14 protein-coding genes are annotated in these 20,946 nt (G+C 55.1%); 5 read left to right on the top strand and 9 right to left on the bottom strand.

Translation table 11 applies throughout. The annotated features are described in order from the left end of the window. The first annotated feature begins 45 nt into the window (after positions 1–45). Positions 46–1,011 (top strand): mechanosensitive ion channel family protein, encoded by a 966-nt coding sequence (locus F556_RS0118365; protein WP_020618452.1) that lies wholly within the window; start codon positions 46–48, stop codon positions 1,009–1,011. Positions 1,012–1,124: 113 nt separating this feature from the next. On the opposite strand, the gene F556_RS0118360 is transcribed toward F556_RS0118365, so the two are convergent. Both F556_RS0118360 and F556_RS0118355 read right to left on the bottom strand, forming a co-directional pair. Next, positions 1,125–2,642, bottom strand: coding sequence for an MDR family MFS transporter (locus F556_RS0118360; RefSeq protein ID WP_020618451.1), 1,518 nt, complete (start codon positions 2,640–2,642; stop codon positions 1,125–1,127). Further along, on the bottom strand, positions 2,632–3,123 hold the full coding sequence (locus tag F556_RS0118355; protein WP_020618450.1) for a MarR family winged helix-turn-helix transcriptional regulator: 492 nt from the start codon (positions 3,121–3,123) through the stop codon (positions 2,632–2,634). The genes F556_RS0118360 and F556_RS0118355 overlap by 11 nt, the downstream gene beginning before the upstream one ends. Before the next feature lie 153 nt (positions 3,124–3,276). Here F556_RS0118355 and F556_RS0118350 point away from each other — a divergent pair, with 153 nt between their 5' ends. Next, a complete protein-coding gene (locus F556_RS0118350) occupies positions 3,277–4,134 on the top strand; it encodes an AraC family transcriptional regulator (RefSeq protein WP_020618449.1) in 858 nt (285 codons plus the stop codon). Between the two features lie 124 nt (positions 4,135–4,258). Here the strand turns inward: F556_RS0118350 and F556_RS0118345 are convergent, their stop codons facing one another. The 4 genes from F556_RS0118345 to F556_RS0118330 all read right to left on the bottom strand — a co-directional run bounded on the left by F556_RS0118345 (position 4,259) and on the right by F556_RS0118330 (position 8,815). Beyond that, the gene (locus tag F556_RS0118345) at positions 4,259–4,573 is read right to left on the bottom strand and encodes a hypothetical protein (protein ID WP_211222609.1); all 315 of its coding nucleotides are present in this window, start codon (positions 4,571–4,573) and stop codon (positions 4,259–4,261) included. A gap of 721 nt (positions 4,574–5,294) precedes the next feature. Further along, on the bottom strand, positions 5,295–6,818 hold the full coding sequence (locus F556_RS0118340; RefSeq protein WP_020618447.1) for an ABC transporter substrate-binding protein: 1,524 nt from the start codon (positions 6,816–6,818) through the stop codon (positions 5,295–5,297). A 111-nt stretch (positions 6,819–6,929) separates the two neighbouring features. After that, a complete protein-coding gene (locus F556_RS0118335; RefSeq protein ID WP_020618446.1) occupies positions 6,930–7,814 on the bottom strand; it encodes a carbohydrate ABC transporter permease in 885 nt (294 codons plus the stop codon). 14 nt (positions 7,815–7,828) lie between these two features. Beyond that, entirely contained in the window at positions 7,829–8,815 is a 987-nt protein-coding gene (locus tag F556_RS0118330; protein WP_083938044.1) for an ABC transporter permease, read from the bottom strand. A gap of 345 nt (positions 8,816–9,160) precedes the next feature. On the opposite strand from F556_RS0118330, the gene F556_RS0118325 reads away from it, so the two are divergent. After that, a complete protein-coding gene (locus F556_RS0118325; protein ID WP_020618444.1) occupies positions 9,161–10,174 on the top strand; it encodes an SGNH/GDSL hydrolase family protein in 1,014 nt (337 codons plus the stop codon). Between the two features lie 61 nt (positions 10,175–10,235). On the opposite strand, the gene F556_RS0118320 is transcribed toward F556_RS0118325, so the two are convergent. The 3 genes from F556_RS0118320 to F556_RS0118310 all read right to left on the bottom strand — a co-directional run bounded on the left by F556_RS0118320 (position 10,236) and on the right by F556_RS0118310 (position 17,276). After that, a complete protein-coding gene (locus tag F556_RS0118320) occupies positions 10,236–12,482 on the bottom strand; it encodes a helix-turn-helix domain-containing protein (RefSeq protein ID WP_020618443.1) in 2,247 nt (748 codons plus the stop codon). Positions 12,483–12,687: 205 nt separating this feature from the next. Beyond that, positions 12,688–13,908, bottom strand: a complete 1,221-nt coding sequence (locus F556_RS0118315; RefSeq protein ID WP_020618442.1) for an ATP-binding response regulator — start codon at positions 13,906–13,908, stop codon at positions 12,688–12,690. Between the two features lie 29 nt (positions 13,909–13,937). Continuing rightward, complete coding sequence (locus F556_RS0118310) at positions 13,938–17,276, bottom strand: response regulator (RefSeq protein WP_020618441.1); 3,339 nt, start codon at positions 17,274–17,276, stop codon at positions 13,938–13,940. 601 nt (positions 17,277–17,877) lie between these two features. Here F556_RS0118310 and F556_RS0118305 point away from each other — a divergent pair. Together F556_RS0118305 and F556_RS0118300 are read left to right on the top strand one after the other, a co-directional pair. Then, entirely contained in the window at positions 17,878–19,467 is a 1,590-nt protein-coding gene (locus F556_RS0118305; RefSeq protein WP_020618440.1) for a glycoside hydrolase family 43 protein, read from the top strand. Next, positions 19,464–20,942 (top strand): glycoside hydrolase family 28 protein, encoded by a 1,479-nt coding sequence (locus F556_RS0118300; RefSeq protein WP_020618439.1) that lies wholly within the window; start codon positions 19,464–19,466, stop codon positions 20,940–20,942. The genes F556_RS0118305 and F556_RS0118300 overlap by 4 nt, the downstream gene beginning before the upstream one ends. The last annotated feature ends 4 nt before the right edge of the window (positions 20,943–20,946 follow it).

Raw genomic sequence — 20,946 nt, 5'->3', positions numbered from 1 at the left:
GATACTTTGGAAACTGTATCAACCGAACGACAAAGGAGGAAACTCATGGAAAACAATAACGGAGGTACTCCGGATAACGATGACGGAACACCTACTCCATCCGATACGGAAGATGCCGTCACCCAATTCCTTAACCTCGACTTTTTGAGTGCGGATTTCTGGATTGATGCCGGCCAGTTCTTGGTGAGCCGCTCTGTCGTCATTCTAATCATTATCCTTCTAACATGGGTGGCGTTGAAGCTGCGGCGTGTCGTCATCCTGCGCGTGTTCCGAATCGCCAAGCTGCCGCCCAAGCAGCGGGACACGCTGGAATCGCTGCTGCTGTCTTTTAGCCGCTATGTGCTCTTTATCATTTCCATCCTGATGATCCTAAGCAATTTGAACATCCAGGTAGGTCCAATCATCGCCAGTGCCGGGGTGCTGGGTCTAGCCATCGGCTTCGGTGCCCAGACGTTGGTCAAGGACTTCATTACCGGATTCTTTATTATTTTCGAGGACCAGTTCTCGGTAGGCGACTATGTGTCGATCAACAATGGAGAGATTAATGGTACTGTGGTCGATGTCGGATTGCGCGCCACCAAGATCCGCACCTGGGCCCAGCATGTGGTGGTCATTCAGAACTCGGCCATCTATCTGAGCCAGAACTTCAACCGGGAGAAGATGCGCGCGATCGTCAATGTGACCGTACCTTATGAGACGGATCATGCGGAGATCGAAAAAGCCGTGCACGCCGTCTCCGAGCAGATGGTTGGCGAAATGCCGCATATCTTCATGCTGGACGATAAAGGCAAGGTGATCGAGCCACCCGTGCTGTACGGCATCACCGATGTCGAGAACAATGCACTGGGCGCCAAATATGCCGTAACTTGTCTGGTCAAAGACGATCACTATTGGACGGCTTGCAATGTCATGCGCAAGCTGCTGTTGGATGAGCTTCGACTCCATGGCGTCAACATCTCCTATCCTCGCCGGATTGAGCAGATGGAGAGCCGTGATGTACCGGCCAAGTAATCCGTTGTCAATCCGCGAGTCTGAAAAGCCCCCGTCCCACTGCGTATGCAGGGGATGGAGGCTTCTTGTGCATCAGATGACGACGAAGTCGTGTTCAATCACTAGCAGAAATGCTACTCGAAGCTCGGGGCTGGACGCTCCCCGCCCAGGGGCTCGACGTTGGCCTTGCCAAGCATTAAGATCAGCAGCAGAGCCACCGCAGCTAGCGCAATACTTAATTGGAAGACGTGAGCCACCGAATTAGCCAAGCCGGCTACCAGCTGCTGCTGCAATTCTTGCGGCAGCGCCTCGCGGACACCGCTCTGCAGCAACACTTGGGGATCGCTGAACTGTGCTTGCTGCGCCGGGTCCTCCAGCACGGCTGCCACATTGTTCTGGTAGCGATTGATCTGGATGACGCCGAAGATCGTCACGCCCAGTGCCGAACCGATCGTCCGGAAGAAGACGATCATCGAGGTGGCGGCCCCTTTGTGCTGCGGACTCACACCATGCAGCGTAGCCAGATTGAAGACGACGAACGAGACACCGATGCCGAGCCCGACACAGACCATATAGATGGTGACGACCCAGCGAGCCGTATCAATGCTGATCGTTCCAAGTAAGGAAAGAGAGATCAACAGAATGGTTACGGAGACGAGCATAATATTCCGATAAGTAAATTTGCCGACGAACCGCCCGCCCAGCATACTGGAGGTCACAACACCCAGCATCATGGGCGTCAGCGTCTGGCCTGCATCACTGGCTGTACCCCCGTAGACGCCGGTAACGAAGATCGGGATATACGTCGCTCCCGAGATCATAATGGCCCCATACAGAAAACTGGAGAATTGGCTCGCCGTAAACACTTTGTTGCGGAACAGATGCAGGGACACGATGGGATTGTTCACGCGCGTCTCCACAAACAGGAATAGCGCCAGACTGACAACAAACGCCCCGAACAGTCCAAGGATCTGCCAGGAATCCCAAGCGTACTCCCGTCCACCCATTTCCAGGGCAAACATTAGGCATAGAATAGTCGCAGCCAGCAGCATGGCCCCGCCCCAGTCAATCGACTGCTTGCGCTTATCGCCCACCTCACGGAAGAAGACCAGCAGCAGCACAACGGAGACGATTCCGATCGGCACATTGATGTAGAAGATCCAGCGCCAGCTGATGTAGTCCGTAAAATACGCGCCTACCAGCGGCCCGAAGACGCTGGAGAGTCCAAAGACGGCACCGAACAACCCGTTCATCTTGCCCCGCTTCTCCGGTGGGAAGATATCGAAGATAACAGCAAAACAAAGCGGCATAATCGCCCCGCCGCCAATGCCCTGTAGCGCACGGAACAGAATGAGCTCTGTCATATTGCCCGCCATGCCACATAAGATGGAGCCGAGCAAGAAGACGGCCAGGCCCAGCATGAAAAACCGTTTGCGGCCGTACATGTCCGACAGCTTCCCGAAGATCGGTGTCGCAATAACGCTCGCGATCATATAGGCCGAGAATACCCACACAAGCTTGTTATACGCGCCAAACTCGCCGACAATTGTCGGCATGGCGGTGGAGACGATCGTCTGGTCCAGCGCTGCCATGAATAGGCCCAGCAGCAGCCCCAATACGATCCATTTGGTATGTGCTTGATTAATGACCATGCTCTTCTTCTTCCTCTTCTCTACTGGATGATGACATGCCGTTCTTTTCCATAAGATGTCCCACAAGCTTATCCATTAACCGCCTTAATTCCTGCAATTCTCCAGCATCAAAATCCGCAAACGTGTCACGGTTGCGCTCCCGGCTGCTGCTGACCAGCGCCTCATAAGCCTCCCTACCCCTATCCGTAATAGAAACCAGGGTAATTCGCTTGTCCATCTTGTCCTCGGACGTAGCCACATAGCCACCCTGTCGCAACCGCTGCACCATCCCCGTCATATTTTGCTTGGAGACCAGCATATTACGGGTGAGATCCCGCAGCGCTTGCTCCCCCTCATGGTACAGCATGCCCAGAATGAACCACTGCTGCTTGCTTGTTAGCCCTTGCTCTGCTGCCAGCTCACGGCCGACTTTGTCCAGCAGCAGCGAGGCCCGGTACGTCTGCAGGATGATCTCGCGGCGAACATTACTGTTCGAATCCATGACTTCCCCTTTCTACTATCGCGAACCATTTAGTCAACTTGTTGACTATTAATATAGATCGTCATTCCGGATCTGTCAATACACAGCCCCGCCTTCCGCTGTGCTATACTGGAGCTATCCCCGCGTAAGCCGCGGAGCAGAGGAGCCACGACGATGGTGAACGAACCGTTTACATTTCAATTCTTGCCACGGGCCATCAATATGGACCTGAAGCTGTACTACTGCGGGGCGGAGAACTGTCAGCCCGGCCACAGCTGGGGCCCCGGCGTGAAAGACCACTACAAAATTCATTACGTAAGCTCCGGCAAAGGCACCTTCATCTGTGACGGTCGGACCTACGAAATAAAACAAGGCGGCGGTTTCCTGATCTGCCCCGATACCTCTTGCACCTACCAAGCCGATGCGGACGATCCATGGTCTTACTCCTGGGTGGCTTTCAATGGCATGCATGCCGAGACGTATCTGAAGCGGGCCGGCCTGTCGCGGAGCCAGCCAGTATTCGACTGTGCCGGAGCAGCCGAGGTTGAGATTGCGAACTGTTTTGCTGGAATGCTGGCAGCCGGGCACTCCGAGAACAGCCGTGACATTAAGCTGCTCAGTGGGCTCTATGAGTTCTTGGGCCTAATCATAGATACAGTCGGCCCCAAAACCCCGGAGGAATATGCAATCAATGTGAAAGAGCACTACATCCACCAAGCGGTGAACTTCATTGAAATGAATTATTCGCATAGCATTAATATTGAAGACCTAGCGAGCGAGCTGAACCTCAACCGCAAGTATATGTCCAAGCTGTTCAAGGAAATTGTCGGCGTGACACCGCAGAACTATCTTATCCGCTACCGGATGGAGCGGGCGGCGGAGCTGATGAAGAACACGACGCTCTCCATTGGCGAGATTGCCCAATCGGTAGGCTACCCTGATCAGCTGCTATTCTCCCGAATGTTCAAAAAAGTAATGGGCGCCGCCCCCCGGGAGCACCGCAAGCTGGCTGTCGATCGTGCGTCGGTTTGAAGCTGAATGTAAAAGCTTTTGCATCAGCCAAGCTAGTCGCTGCACTGGCTGCAAATACTTCTACAAAAAGGACACCTTCTCGGTTGATAACGAGATGGTGTCCTTCGATTTAGACGATGCCTTGTCAGATAAACGCATTCACCATCGGAATGGAGATAATAAATAGGACAGAAGTTAGAAGGAGTCTATTTCTTTGGGCAGCGCTCAGCCTTCTTGAACGATGGGCGATGACCTGTCGATGAAAGACAACCATCAGCATTAGACCTGCTGCCAAAAATAAGAGCACTAAAGCGAAATGCTTAGGCTCCGGAAGAAGAGCCCTCTGAACCGCACCAAGGGCAACTAGGCCGACAATCAAATACACGATACTTTGGAACACTTCCAAAATCGTCACGCGCAATTGATGCATCCGTTCACCTGCCTTTCTCTCTCTTACCATAACACAAAATGATGGGCAATATTGGATCTTTTGTTGCAAAAAAGCCAAACCTTGTTGACTAACAAGGCTTGGCTTTGTCCTGCAGCAGCTGGTCGCGCGCATCCCACGGCTGGTGGTGCAATTTAAGTAACATTGTGCACCTGATTGAGCGGATCCGCGACTGGCGACGCAATTTAAGTAACATTATGCACCTGGTTGCGCGGATACGCGGCTAACGACGCATTTTAAGTAACATTGTGCACCTGATTGAGCGGATCCGCGACTGGCGACGCAATTTAAGTAACATTGTGCACCTGGTTGGGCGGATTCGCGGCTGACGACGCAATTTAAGTAACATTGTGCACCTGGTTGAGCGAATCCGCGGCTGGCGACGCAATTTAAGTAACATTGTGCACCTGATTGAGCGAATCCGCAGCCGTCGACGCAATTTAAGTAACATTGTGCACCTGGTTGGGCGGATCCGCGGCTGGTGACGCAATTTAAGTAACATTGTGCACCTGATTGGGCGGATCCGCGCCTATACAGCCCCATCCAAGTAACTTTTTACCTCTGGTTGGGTGGATCCACACAATACAGCCCCATCCAAGTAACCTTTTACCCTTGGTTGGGCGGATCCGCGCCATACGACCTCATCCAAGTAACTTTTTACCCCTGGTGTGTAGGTACGCTTCACACGGCGCCATCCAAGTAACTTTTTGCCTCTGGTTAAGCTGACCCGCGCCTAATTCTGCTCCGCATACCAAGCGGAGAATTGCTTCTGGTACTCGGCGACATAGGCATCGATGCCGGCGGCCTTCAGCTTCTCGAGGGCCCGGGGGAAATTCTCGTCGTAGTCGAGGAAGCCGCTAGCGATGGGCGCCAGGAACTCCGTGAGGACCCCGTTAATCTTGGTCTCTTCGTTCTTGACCGGGCCATTGTCAAAGTTGAAGCCGGCCCCTTTGGAAATAATCGCGTCATCATCCCAAGCCTTGTACTGATCGATGAAATCGTCCGGAACATCCTCCGAGAAGCGCATGAAGTTCTTATTCATCATGAGCCAGTCCGGGATCAGCTCGTCGCTGCTCAGACGGGTCAGACGTCCATTGGCATCCAGCGTATAGTCCGTGCCTTCCAGACCGTAGGCGAACAAGTCATAGAGCTCCTGATTTTTTTGCAGCAGATTGAAGAACATCACATACCGCTCTGGATCCTTGGCATTAGCCGAGACGAAAAACGCTGTACTGTACGTGCCTCTGCTGATCTGCGGACGGTCTTTGCCCAAGAAATAGTTGGTCAGCTTCGCGGTTGGCACCGCTTCGGTAATAGCTGCCGCACCCTCGAACGGACGTGCAGCCGTACCTGCCCAGAACATCGCCTTGCCGGAATTCCAGTCCGATTGCAGCTGTGGCGTATTGGTCGCCGCATACTTCGGAATAATCCCCTTGGTGTACCAGCCCCGCATCAGCGCTGCGTATGCCTTGAACTCCTCGCTCTCGAACCAGCTGATGACTTCGTCACCTTCCACAGACTCATCCAGTGCCAGGAACTCATTTTGCCAATACAGGTTCTTGTCGGTATAGACGTAGGAGAGCATGCGGCGCGCATCGACACCGGCGTAACCAACCAACTGTGGTTGGGCTTCGTGAACCTTGTCATAGAACGTCTCCAGCTCTTCAAGCGAGCCGATGCTGTCCATGCCGACTTCCTCCAGCAAATCCTGCCTCACGAGTACACTATAGAATTCCGCCGAATTCGGCTTGTTGCCGACCGGAATCGCATACTGCTTGCCTTGCAGCTGGAAGGCCTTGAACGACGCTTCATCCACATGTTGGCTCAGGTCCGCCGCCGCTGTTTCGATGTACGACGAGAGATCAGCATACAGACCCTTTGAAACCGACTTCACCATATAGTTCGTATCTGTATAGGTTGCAAAATCTTCGCCAGTAGAGAGCATCAGGTCCGTCTTGCCGCCGCCGTATTCGGTCCAAGGCAGGAATTGAAACTCGACCTCGGCATTGATTTCATCTTTAACAATGGTGGCGAACTCACTCTTGGAGAGCTTCCGCATTCTTGCTGATTCTTCGCCGTATAGCACGATTTTCAGCTTGGCGGGAGCCAGACCAACATCCGTTCCCCCACTGCCTGTCTCCCCTGCAGCCGTGCCATTCGTGGCGCCCCCCGGGTTGCCGTTGTTGCCGTTGCTGCAGGCGGAAACCAGCATTGCCGCCGCCAGGAGCATGACGATCCATAGCTTTCTCTTGTTCATGTGTACCCCTCCAAATGGTTGTTGGTATGCTATATGTGCAATGAGAAGTGCTCCTGTACCTATCATACTGCCCATTGGCTTCGGAGCAAACTCCCAGTGACAACAAGATCACTAACCCTTGACTGAACCGACGATGATTCCTTTGACAAAATAGCGCTGCAGAAACGGATAGAGGATGGCGATTGGCAGCACGGTCAGACACGTCATCGCCATCTTGGCCGATTCCAGCGGCGGTGCGATGACAACACCCGAAATCTGCGTATTGGCGCCGGATGCGAGGTATTGAATATTGGCCATCATGCTGTACATCATGTACTGAATGGTGTACAAGTTCTGGTCCGAGACCAGCAGCAGCGGCAGATAGAAATCATTCCAGAATTGCAGCGCGTAGAACAATGAAATCGTGACTAGTCCTACCCGCCCGAGCGGCAGCATGATGCTGAAGAAGATACGCATGTGCCCGGCTCCGTCCATCTGGGCGGATTCCGTAACTTCATGCGGGATACTGCGGAAGTAGTTAGCTTGCAGGTACATCAGGAACACATTGAGCAGATAGGGGACAAAGAGTCCAACCAGCTTGTCATCCAGATGATAGTATTTGGTCGCCAGGATGTACCAGGGCAGCGTACCGCCACTGAACAGCATGGTGAAATAGGCGATAAAGGCAAACCAGTTGCGGTAACGGAAGCTGCGCACGGTAATGACATACGCATAAGCGGTCGTAACCAGGACGGCGGAGATCGTACCGACAACGGTAACGAACAGCGACACGCCATAGGCCTGGAAAATCTGCGTCGCCTTGGAGGCGAACATGAAGCGGTACGTATCCAGCGTAAACCCGCGCGGCAACAGCGAATAGCCTTCGGCAGCAAGTCGCGATTCAGTGGATAGCGACCCGGAGACTGCCAGCACAAAAGGGAATAGGCAGATGAGAGAGAAGAAGACAATGCTGCCATAGAAGACTGCGATGAGCCCGCGTTGATCATGAGTAGCCATAGTCGGCGTCCCTCCTAGAATAGTTTGCTGTCCCGGTCATACCAGCCGGCCAGCTTGTTGGCAACGAGCACGAGGACGAAGCCAAAGATCGATTGATACAGGGTAATGGCAGAAGCAAAGCCGAATTCTCCCGAACGGATCGCTGTCCGGTACACGTAGACATCGATAATGTCCGTGGTCGGCAGCAGGAGTGGGTTAAGGAACGTCACACCCATGATCATACTGAGATCGCCCTTGAGCATGCCGCCGATGCCGAGCAGCGTGAGCAGGATGATGGAAGGTATCAGCATAGGGATCGTAATTCGCATAATTAGCTGCATCCGCGAAGCGCCATCGATTCGCCCTGCTTCATAGTAGGCCGGGTCGATGCCCTGGAGCACTGCGTAGTAAATGATCGCTCCATAGCCGGCACTCTTCCAGATGTTCGCGAGTACCAGCACGACGACGAACAGCCAGGGGCTGGCATACCAATCGATCGGGCCCGCGCCGACAGCCGTTAGCAGCTTGTTGGCGATGCCTTTATCGAAGTCCAGCAGCGAGAACAGCACTGCACCGATAACGATCCATGAGATAAAATAAGGAAAGAACATCACACTCTGCGTAATCCGGATAAACATTTTGCCCCGCAGCTCATTCAGAATTACGGCGATCGCCACCGAGAAAAACGTGCCCGTCAGCATATACAAGACATTCAGCATGACGGTGTTGCGGGTGGCGCGAATCGCGTTGTCCATACTAGAGAAGAAGAACTCGAAGTTGGACCATCCGGCCCAGGGGCTGCCGAAGATGCCGCCGTTATAGTTGTACTCCTTGAACACCAGAATCAGGCCGCTCATGGGCAAGTACGCGAATAAGATAAGTACCAGCAGCCCCGGCAGAGCCAGCAGCAGCAGCGGGCTGTCCTTGCGGAAGCCAGACCATCCTTTGCCTGTTCGACGCCTGCTTGTGTGCGTAGCTGTGTGAGGAACATCCTGCGCCTTCACCGCTCCATCCTGCATCATCTTCACTCCTGTCTACGGCTTCGTCAGCCCCCCGTGATCACCCCTCTGGCGATCCCTCGGTCTTGGCGACGTAAGCGCTTTTATAGATCACACTATATCCCCGCCCCCAATGATAGCGCTATCACAAATATCGAAAAATCCTTAAATCAGTCCTTTTAAAGCGCTTTAAAAAAACTGAAATGGCTTCACTTTTGTGCGAGGAAGAGGAGAAGAATCCAGGCGTGGCGCGGGTTACAGACGTTAAACACCCTGATCAAGAAAATAGAGCGAACCGATAGACATCTCCGAAAATCAGCAGTACAATAATCGCGATGCTTAGTCCAATCCGTCCTACAGGAGGAAGTTATGAAAACCTATTCATGCTACGAGGAACCGCTCACGATCCATGGATTGCATCATATCCGGCCAGATCAGAAGGAATACTGGCGGCTGCCGCTTGATGTACTTCAACAGCTGCCCCAATATGAATTTCTCGGCAGACGTAATGTCGGTGCCAGAGTGCGGTTTCAGACCAATGCTTCCAAGATCATCATCCGCTACTCCCTCAAAACGGAGGAAGTCGACCGGTGCATGGCGCTGCCGGCATCTGCCGGTCTGGATGTGTATACCGGCTCCGGGGCCAATTCACGCTTTGCCGGCTATATCGCGCCAACCGACTACGGCTTCAAGGATACGGTCATTGAAGGCACCATCGACAAACGTCCCGCAATGGAGACGGTAACCATCAACCTGCCGCGCAACGAGCACTTGTCCCATCTGGAGATTGCAGTGGAGGACGATGCGAAGGTGGAAGTGGCGCCTCCGCTAGCGATCCCGACACCTATCGTATACTATGGCTCCTCGATTACAGAGGGCGGCTGCGCTGACCGTCCAGGAGCGGCGTACACCAGCATCGTATCGCGCTGGCTGGATGCCGACTATTTCAATTACGGGTTTTCCGGATGCGCGCGTGGCGAGACGGCCTTTGCCAATTTTATTGCGGCCCACCCGGCGATGAGTGCTTTTGTCTACGACTACGATCATAATGCGCCTTCACCAGAGCATTTGGAGCAGACGCATCAGCCCTTCTTCACTATCGTCCGCAAGGCACATCCATCCGTGCCGATTCTGATGCTGACGCGTCCAGATGCCGACCGCAACCCTGAGGATAGCAACCGCCGCCGTGCCATTGTGAACGAGACGTATATGAGCGCCATGCGAAGCGGCGACCGCAACGTGCATTTCATTGATGGTCAGAGCTTCTTCGGTGCGTTGGGACGCGAGGAATGCACAACCGACGGCTGTCATCCCAACAGCCTTGGCTTCATGCGAATGGGGGAGCGCATCTATGCGGTGCTGCGGCAGATTATTACGCCATAAGCCTAATTGGCATGACAAAGAGACCCGGAGGCTCCGGGTCTCTTTCGTTGCTGCTGCCTCATTACTCACCGCTGCGCTGATGAATATGGTTAAGGCGCCATTTGGAAGGCGTAATGCCATAGCGTTTTTTGAACTGGGTTGTAAAATACGTGCTGCTGTTGTAGCCAACCTGCTCCGCTATGGTCCGGATGTCCAGCTCCAGCTCGGAGACGAGCAGGCTCTGCGCCCGCTCCAGCCGCTGCTGGTTCACATAGTCCGGGAAGCTGCTGCCTACGGTCTCGGTAATCAAACGGCTCAGGTACGCGGGGCTGATCGCCAGCTTGTCCGCCAGGCCACCGAGCGCCAGCGACGGATCGGCAAAATGCTGCTGTACGTACGCAATGGCACGATCGGCTAGATCCCGCGACTGCATCGCATTAATGCTGCTGATCCGCTCCTGAGCCGTCTCCGCCAAGCCGACCAGCCAGGCATGAAGCTCCGGATAGGTCCGGATTCGCCAGATATGCTGGTAGACATCCAGAAAATCCGCGTGGGCGGGCTGCCCTTCGGCAATGGCCCGCTCCGCCATTCGCTTGAGCTCGGCCGCAAGCCGCGAGAGCGCAATCGTCGCAGGCTCCAGCCTGTAGTTGCATGCCACATCAAGCAGCCGCTCCACAGCTCGTCCCACCAGCTCCCGCTCCGGCTGCCGGACCGCGGTCAACACCGGCTCCACAGCCGTCTCCGGCACATCGCTATTGTTGAGATGGATCGTATCGTCGGAGAAGACGAGCGATGCCCGCTCCTGCAGCTTCACATACAGCAAGCTGTCCATTGCTTCATCGTAGCTGCGCTTGAGCTCATGCCACGCACTCGCCTGGCGGCTCACACCAAGCGTGATGCCTTGCTCCGCCAGAGTGCCTCGGGCATACGCCGTCCACCGTTCCCGGAAGCGGGCATCGTCGCCAAACCCGCCCTCGGTTTCCTCAGAGACAATCAGCACCGTAATGCCATTGTGCGGTCGGTAAGCTTTGCAATCCGCAACGCCTGCAAATGCCCCCTCCAGCAAGCGGATGACCGACGCCCGCTGCTCGTGCTGCCCCTGCTCGTCCTTGCCATCCGGCAGCGAGAGCACTGCGACACAGAAAGCCCGCCCGTCACTGAGTCCCTCTGCGAATGCCGGAGGCAACGGCCGGTGATCCACACCGCTCTCGGGCGAGGCCACCAGCCAGCGGATCAGCGCGCTGTCATGATTCTCTTCCTTGAGATCGCGCATGCGGGTCGCAATCCGCTGCAGCTCGGCTCCCGCCTCCTCCAGCCCGACGCTCCGTCCGCCAGTCCGGCTGTCCTCTGCCAGCGCTGAGATATCGCCAAACAACCGACCCAGCGGGCGGTACAGCCGTCTCGATACCAGCCCTGCTCCGAGCGCTGCAGCCAGCATCAGCAGCAGACTCACCCCGGTCATCAGGTTGCGTGCTCCCGCGATGTCACGGATGCTGTCCTGATAGGGCGTAGCAGAGACATACCAGAAGCCCTGATCCTCCACATGCACATATGAAATTAGTTGCTTCTCTCCGCTCCCTTGCCAGACCAGCGACCCCCGTTCGTCTGGGGAAGCCGTAATCTCCGCGAGTAGCGCCTGTTCATTGAAGGTGTCAGCCATCAGATCGCTTTGCATCAGCACACCCGCGGCCTCACTCAGGACCGCGTAGCGCGCCGCGCCGTCGGTACTGCTGGAGAACAAGAGCTTCTGCAGCTTGGCCAGGTCTATCGTAATCGCTACCCCGCCATCGTACACGCTGCTGTCGAAGGCACGGTCATTGTAGAATACAGTCAGTAGGGTCTTCGGCTGCCCATTGTTCAGAGTCGTCTCCCACAGAAACGGAGATGCCTGAAGACGACTTTCGCGGATCCGATCGAATAGCTGCGTTTTGGCCTCTGGATCGAGTGCATTATTTTCGAAAATCGCTACCGGCTCTGAGCGGCCAAAAATATAGACGCCATCCATGTAGGGATTCACCTTCAGCGCTCCCCTCACCTGGCTTAGCACGCTGTACAGCTGATCGCTCCAATCGTTATCACCGCTCAACATCAACGCATGTATATTAGGATTCCCATAGAAATCCATAGTGTAGTTCTCGACAATCTCCTTATACCGGGTAAAGGTGTTCTCCGTCCCTAACAGCACCGCCTCATTGGCCTGACTCACATTAGTAATCGTCTTGTCCCGAAACCAAAAAAACAGCACGGTAGCCAACACAAGAATACAACAGACGGAAATGAGCGTCAGGCTGAGAAAAAACCGAATTTGTAATCGCTTACTACGATGCATCGCCAAGGCCCCTCCTTCTCTGCTTACCACTATACACCGATTCCCTCCCGGCGTCACCGTACCAAGCCTTTCCACTCCTATTATTGAGCATGGATATATAATTTTGGGCGAAAATGAGCATAAAAGCTGCTAGAGCATGCCAGGCACATGAAAGACACCCTCTCGCTTAACGAGAAGGTGTCCACGTGGCGCCCATGATGACCTGCTATCCCTCGACCGGATGATCCAGAGAGGTATCAACGTAGCATGTTGTCATAATGGTGAAAATAAACATCGTTCCGTCCCCTGTATTGGACGATGCATAGATGGTCCCACCCATTAACTCGACTACTGTCTTGCATATAGACAGTCCCAGGCCAGTACCACCAAGCTTATGGTTGCTTGCGGCATCAATTTGAGTGAATGGCTGGAACAGATGTCCCATTTTATCGGATGGGATACCAATGCCGGTGTCTTCGATGACAAACTCCAGCTGCAGTACCTCCCCGGCCTCACTGCGCTTATTCACATACACCTTCACTCCGCCCGATTCGGTGAATTTGATCGCGTTGCCGATCAGGTTATTCAGCACTTGGCGAAGTCGGTTCGGATCGCCGACGATCATCTCTGGTATGGCAGGATCGAGGTACGTCTCCAGACTTAATCCGCGCTCTCGGGCGAGTGCCCGGAACAAATCCGCGGTTTCCTTGAGGCATTGCTCCAAGCTGAACGGGATGTAATCAAGCTCCATTTTACCCGCCTCCAGCTTACTGTAATCCAGAATATGATTAATGACCGATAGGAGTCCGAGTCCGCTCGTACGGATGATCTCAGCCGTATCCCGATCTTCCGGCTGCAGGTCTGAATCCAGCAGCATGTCCGACATCGCCAGAATCCCGTTGAGCGGTGTTCGGATCTCGTGGCTCATCATCGCCAGAAAACTGCTCTTGATCTGGGAGGCGATCTCGGCGGTTTCCTTCATTTGGGTCAAGTTGCGGTTGGCTTCCTCCAGCTCATAGGTGCGGGCTTCCAGCTGGATTGTCTTCAGATGAAGCGCTTTGCGAGCCTTGTACAGCTGGACAAAGCCTTCAATTTTGCTGCGTAAAATATCCGGATGAAATGGCTTGGTCAAATAATCGATCGCGCCAGCCGAGTAGGCCATCATATAGTCCTCTAGCTCCGAGGTGAGGGAGGTTAGAAAAATAATCGGGATGTCCTGCGACTTCTTGCGCATTTTGATGCGTTCTGCTGTTTCGAAACCGTTCATATCAGGCATGAGCACATCCATAATGATCAGTGCCACTTCATTTTCTAGCAGCATCTTCAGCGCCATCATGCCAGAGGACGCACCGAGCAGTTCATATGGGGTATTGGAGAGAACCGCCTGAACCGAAGTGAATTCGTCCGGGCGGTCGTCCACCATCAGGATTTTTACCGGATAGTTCATAAGATCCCTTTCTGCCACGTGGCGTCCGTTTATTTGATCAGCCAGCCCTTCAGCATCGTCACAAGCTGTGTGGTGTTGATGGGTTTCGGAATATAGTCGGATGCGCCAGCTGCCAGACAGTTGACACGATCCTCCTCCATCGCGCGTGCGGTCAGCGCAATGATAATCAGATGGTCGTACTCAGGCATCTGCCGGATGGCCCGCATCGTCTCATACCCGTCCATCTCGGGCATCATAATGTCCATGAAGACCAGTTCGATGTCCTGCTCCTGCTGCAGCAGACTTAGTGCTTCCCGGCCATTCTGGGCGAATCGAATATCCATGTTATAGCCTTCCAGCACGCTCGAAAGCGCGAATATATTACGCATGTCATCATCTACCAGCAGGATACGCCGCCCTTCGAAGGCCGCCTCCGGATTGTGCAGTCTCTCGATGAGCTGCTGCTTGTCTGGCGGCAGGTCGGACGTCTTGCGATGCAGGTACAGCGCCGTCTCGTCATAGAGTCTCTCCATGGAGCGCACATCCTTAATGACGATGCTCTCCGCGTAATGCTTGAGCCGCTGTTCGTCCTGCTTGCCCAGTTCTTTGCCCGTATAAATAATCACGGGAAGCGTCTGCAGCCTGCGGTTGGTCTTGACTTGCTCCAACAGATCGAAGCCCGAAATATCCGAGAGGCCCAGATCCAGCACCATGCAGTCAAAATGCTGCAGCGACAACTGCTCCAGTGCTTCCCTGCCGGTGGCAACCGCCGTAATGCGCACATCCGGATGATCGATAAATGCCACCAGACTCTTGCGCAAATCTGGATTATCCTCGACGATCAGGAGGCTCTTCGTCTGGCGCCGAATATAGGATTCGATCTGCAGGAATGCGGTCTCCAGTTCCTCATGATCACTCGGTTTCTTCCAGAAGGATAAGGCGCCGATCGACAAGGTCGAGGCGTTCGTCTCCTCCGTCGAGATGACATAAACCGGGATATGCCTAAGCTCCGGCCGGCTCTTGAGCCGCGTAATAATCGACCAGCCGTCAAGCACCGGCAAATCCGTATCCAGTAGGATGGCATGCGGCTTGTAGGCATGAGCAAGCGCCAAACCTTGGTCGCCCTGAAAGGCGACGATCGCCTTGAAGCCCCGCTTACGGGCAAGCGTGAGTAAGATCGATGCAAACTCCTGATCATCTTCGATAATGAGAAGAACCGTATCCTCTGGCTGCAGTTGATACCGGTCGTCCTCCATCTCTGAATATTGCAGCAGCTTGGGATTTGAGATGGATATATCCGGTACAAACGATTCCCTAAAGGACGCTTTTTCCTTGGCCGAATGCTCGGCTGCGGCAGCGATGGACAATGTCTCACTCTCCGGTTGCGGAGCCGACTCTGCCCGGACTGCAGGCAGGATCAGATAGAAGGTACTGCCTTTGCCTTCGGTAGATTCGAGCTGAATTCTGCCACCCAGCAGGCCGGCAAGCTCGCGGCTGATTGTGAGGCCCAGCCCCGTTCCGCCGTACTTGCGGCTCGTCGTGCCATCCGCCTGCTGGAAGGCTTCGAAGATGTCCTCGAACTTCGTAGCAGAAATTCCGATTCCGGTATCCGATACAGCAAAGATGATCTCCTCCGAGCTAGTGGTGATGGCTGGAAGGATACCCGCTCCTCCTTTTCGGATATCAAGCGACACACTACCCTGTTCCGTAAATTTGAGTGCGTTGGACAATAAGTTACGCAGGACCTGGCGGAGCCGGTGCCCGTCGGTCATGATATATTCAGGCAAACTTTTATCGATCCGAATATCAAAGCCCAGCTCTTTCTTCTGGGTCTGAAGTTCAAAATTCCGGAATAGATGGTCGGCAACCTCCCGAATCCCCGTAGACTCCACAACCGATTGCATCTTACCCGTTTCCAGCTTGGCAAGGTCCAGTATTTCGTCGATCAGCTGCAGCAAATCCTTGCCTGCGGAGAAGATCGTATGGACGTATTCGAGCTGCTTCGTCTTCAGATTGCCTTCCTTGTTCTCTGCCAGAATTTGAGAAAGGATCAACAGACTGTTCAATGGCGTCCGCAGCTCATGCGAGACATTGGCCAAAAATTCCGATTTATGCTGAGCGGCCATATAAATTTCGTCCGCTTGCTCTTTAATCTCTTGTTTCTGCCGTTCCGTGAGCTCCATCTGCTCCAGCAAATTGCGGTTCGATGCTGACAGCTCCTCGGACTGGGTCTGCAGCTCTTCCGCTTGTGCCGCCAGCTCTTCGTGCTGAGCCTGCAGCTCGGCCGATTGCGTCAAGAGTTCTTCCTTCTGCTGGGAGGTAATATCAAATTGGAGCTTCAGACTTTCATTTGAAGCCATAATTTCTTCGGCCTGTTCTCTCAAATCATTGGCCTGCTGTTCAATTTCTTCCTTTTGTTTGGCTGTCAGTTCATATTCCGAGGCCAGCTGTTCATTAGATACCCGTAGCTCTTCCGCCTGAGATTCAATCTCCTCTTTTTGCCTTGCCATCTCCTCAACCGCCAATCGAAGCTCTTCGGCCTGCGCCTTCAACTCGCCGGCTTGCTGCTCGATCTCGGCTTTTTGCTTAACCGTCAACTCCACCTCGACACGCAGATGCTCATTCGAGGAGGCCAGCTGCTCAGATTGCATGGAGAGCTCGTCTGCCTGCGCCTCCAGTTCTTCCATCTGGGCTTGCAGCTCTTCCGTCTGCGCCTCTAGCTCTTCCCGCTGCGTTTGTGTTTCTCGTAAGAGGGCATCAATTCTGGCGATATCCGCGAGCGTGTTGAGCAGAATACCTAGATTATGGCTGACAATATCGATCAGTTGACGTTCTTTATCCCCAAGTTCACGGAAAGAGGCCAGCTCCATTACAGCTATAGCTTCATCCTCATAAAGGATGGGAATCAATAGAAGATGCGAGGGCCTTGCGTCTCCCAGACCGGATTGTACCTTAATGTAATCCTCCGGCAGGGGATCTACGGTTATCGGCTTCCCGTCTCTGGCACATTGGCCGACGAGCCCAGTGCCGATCGAGATCGGCTTACGCTTGGCATCCGCTTCATCACAAGCATACCCTGCAGCAAAATGCAGCTCGTCCTGTCTTCTCGTATACAGCACCCCGTAGCTGGTGTGGAGAACGGACGCCAGCCTGCTCATGAAAACGCCCGCAGCCTTATCCACCTGGACCGAGCCTTGGAGCAGAATCGCCATTTCGGTCACCTGTTTATTGATCCAGGCTTGCTCTTCGGCTTCCAGTCGCAGCACGCGCTCCTGCTCGGTACGTTCACGAAAATCACCAGCAAGCTCGTGGAACGAATCGGCCACCCTACTAAATTCGTCGCGTTCTGAAAAAGCGACGCCGGAAGCGCCTGCGGTGCCGTTCTCCATATCTCTGGCAATGAAGGCAAGTCGAGAAACCCCATGCGTAAAATGAACTTGTATGCGGTAAGTCAAGAAACCCGCCGCTAGGATTGCAGCCCCACTTATTCCAATGGAGAGGAGCCTCGGAGTTCCTTGCATGTAGATCGCTGCCGACCCGGCATAGACAGCCGATAGTATTACAACGATTGCCATGCTCAACCATAGTTTTAGCTTTATGCTCATCGTTCCCACCTATTCTGTGTAGTCTAATGTGTCTGGGAATACATATGTCGAAGTTATCCATCATACCTACGATAGCCCGGCTAGCAGCTCATGCGGACCGGGCGAGATTTCATATCTATTGTAATCTTACAATTGTATTTACGCTAGTTTTATATAGAACGAAACCCTTATTCCAGAAACAAGCAAAAACGACTTCCTCGTCCTCCCAGGACATGCGAGGAGCTGTGCAATCAATGGCTCCTGGCATCACCGGACCAAGGATTTTAATCTACATAGTGAGATGAGCATGAATATATAATTTTCAGGGAAAATGAGCATGAAATCGACAGGATTTACACTTTATCGTGAACTATACTGAGGGTAACCCATACCGGAGGTGTTTTGCATGCGTACGTTTACCAACCCGGTGCTGCCGGGCTTCTATCCCGATCCGTCGGTTATTCGTGTCGAAGATGATTACTATCTGGTCACCTCGACCTTTGAATTTTTCCCTGGTGTTCCGATCTTCCACAGCCGCGATCTGGTGAACTGGCGTCAGCTCGGTCATGTGCTGGATCGCCCTTCACAGTTGAACCTGGATAGAGCCAACCCTTCACGCGGGATCTGGGCACCTACGATCCGCTATCATGAAGGCGTTTTCTATATGATTACTACCTTCGTGGATAATGAGGTCGCGTGTCATAATTTCTATGTAACGGCTACGGATCCGGCGGGTCCCTGGTCCGATCCGATATGGCTGGACGATGCGCCAGGCATCGATCCTTCCCTGTTGTTCGATGACAATGGCAAGGTCTACTATACGGGCAACCGCGTACCGCCTCACGGCCAGCGCCACGCCAAAGACATGGACATCTGGCTGCAGGAACTGGACCTTGTCAGGGGCAAGCTAATCGGCCCCAAGACCAGCATCTGGAGCGGCGCCCTGCAGGTTGCTCACGCCCAGGAGAGTCCTCACCTGTACCGGATCGGTGACTGGTATTATCTGCTGATCGCCGAAGGTGGCACCGGACATACGCACGCCGTTACTGTCGCGCGGAGCCGCGAGGTTACCGGTCCCTATGAAGGGTACAAGGGCAACCCGATTCTGACCCATCGGCATCTGGGCCGCTCCTATCCGGTGGTCAATGCCGGTCATGCTGATCTCGTGCAGACGCAGCACGGGGACTGGTGGATCATGTGTCTGGCCTCCCGGCCTTATGGAGGCCACTATCGTAATCTTGGCCGCGAGACGTTCCTGACCCCGGTCGGCTGGGAGGAGGAGTGGCCGGTCGTCAATCCAGGCAAAGGCAAGCTGGACGAAATCGGCGCTGCTCCTGACCTGCCGGAGCAGCGCTGGCCTGCCGATCCGGTACGCGATGACTTCGACGGGGAGCAGCTCGCCCTGAGCTGGAACTTCCTGCGTACGCCCCGCGGAGATTTCTGGTCGCTGCGGGAGCGGCCGGGCTATCTCACGCTGCGGGCCAAGCAGGTGAAGCTGAGGGAGATAGACAATCCTGCACTCCTCTGTCGCAGGCAGCAGCATATGCATTTTCGGGCTGCGACTGAAATGGTGTACAGGCCGCAAGCCCCGGGCGACGCTGCAGGTCTGGTCCTGCTGCATAACCAGGATTATCACTTCCGTATGGAGTACGCATATACCGAGAGTGGCGCTGAGCTGCGGCTCACCGCGAGGCAAGACGGCGAAGAGCAACTGCTGGCTCAAGCGGCTGTTCAGGGCGAGCGTCTGCAGCTGCAAGTGGAAGCAGCCGGGCAGGAGTACGGATTCTACTACCGCACCGACGACGCTGCCGACTGGACGCCGCTGCACGAGCATGCCGACGGGCGCCTGCTGAGCACCGATCTGGCCGGAGGCTTCACTGGCGCGTATCTGGGACTCTATGCGGTGACAGCAGATGAAGCAAGCGGAAGCCGAGCCGAATTTGACTGGTTCTCCTATGAGGGGCTGGACAATCAGAACGGGGAGGTGAGCCAATGAGTGCGTCTCAGAAGTACGACATCAACAGCCGGTATGCGGAGAGTATGGTGAATGGGCATGGTTACCCGCTTCCTGTTCTGCCGCGCACGCCAGGCGATACCTTGTCCATTGCCGAGCTTGGCGCTCTGGGGGACGGATTGACAGATAATACGGTCATCCTGCAGCAGGCCATTGACCGCTGCTCGGCCGAAGGTGGAGGCTGTGTTCTGATTCCCCCAGGCATCTGGCGTACAGGCCCGCTACGGCTCCGCAGTCATGTGCGGCTGCATGCGGCGGCGGGCGCGCTCGTCCTGTTCGAGCCGGACCCGGCCGTCTACCCGATCTTGCCCTCACATTACGAAGGGCAGCCGGGCCCCCGCTGCCAGGCGCCGCTCGAGGCTGAAGGCGCCACGGACATTGCGATCACCGGCGAAGGCATCTTCGACGGCAACGGCCAGGCTTGGCGCCCCGTCAAGCGCGCCAAGCTCACTGCAGCCGCCTGGGAGAAGCTGCTTGCTTCCGGCGGGGCGCTCTCCCCGGATGGCGAGCTGTGGTGGCCTTCCGAGGAGGGGCTTCATGGCGAGCGCCGGCTGCAGGAGCTGCGCGGGGCTGGCGTGGAGGACTGCGAGGCTTATGAGCCGGTCCGCGCGTACCTGCGTCCATCGCTGCTGCGGTTCCGCAGCTGCAGCCGGATCCTGCTAGAAGGGCCGACCTTCCAGAACTCGCCTGCCTGGTGTCTGCATTTGCAGGCCTGTGATCAAGTGACGATCCGTCACATCCAGGTCCGCAATCCATGGTACTCCCAGAACGGTGACGGTCTGGACCTGGACTCCTGCCGTCATGCACTGGTGACGCACTGCGCCTTTGATGTCGGTGATGACGCCATCTGCCTGAAATCCGGCAAGGACGAAGCAGGCCGGCTTGCGGGCCTGCCCTGCGAATATATTACGATTCGGGATTGCACGGTATACCATGGCCATGGCGGCTTCGTCATCGGCAGCGAGATGTCCGGTGACGTGCGGGCTGTTCGCGTATCCGACTGCACCTTCATCGGGACAGACATCGGACTCCGGTTCAAAAGCGCGCGCGGGCGCGGCGGCATCATTGAGGATATCTCGATCCGGCGGGTGCGGATGAGCAACATCGTCTATGAGGGTATTTCCTTCCATATGTTCTACGCCGGTACGGAGGGGTCTGCGGGCTCAGATGATGCCCCCGTCGCAGTCGATGAGGGGACGCCGCAATGCCGCAACATTGCGATCCATGATGTACTCATCCAGGACGCTGAGACGGCGCTGCTGCTAAACGGACTGCCCGAGCAGCCGCTGAAGGACATCCGGATTGACGGCCTGACCGCCCGGGCCCGGCAGGGCATCATCTGCCGGCATGCGACGGACGTGCGGCTAGACCGGCTAGCGCTGCACGGCGAGGCCGCCGGAGATATCCGCCTGCACCGGTGCACCGGCGTCACCGGGGACGGGATACCGCAGGGATAAGCGG

Origin of the sequence: Paenibacillus daejeonensis DSM 15491 (genome assembly GCF_000378385.1) — a bacterium.
Taxonomy (GTDB): domain Bacteria; phylum Bacillota; class Bacilli; order Paenibacillales; family Paenibacillaceae; genus Paenibacillus_D; species Paenibacillus_D daejeonensis.
The sequence above is the reverse complement of the archived record's forward strand: the minus strand, read 5'-3'. Positions and strand labels throughout refer to the sequence as shown.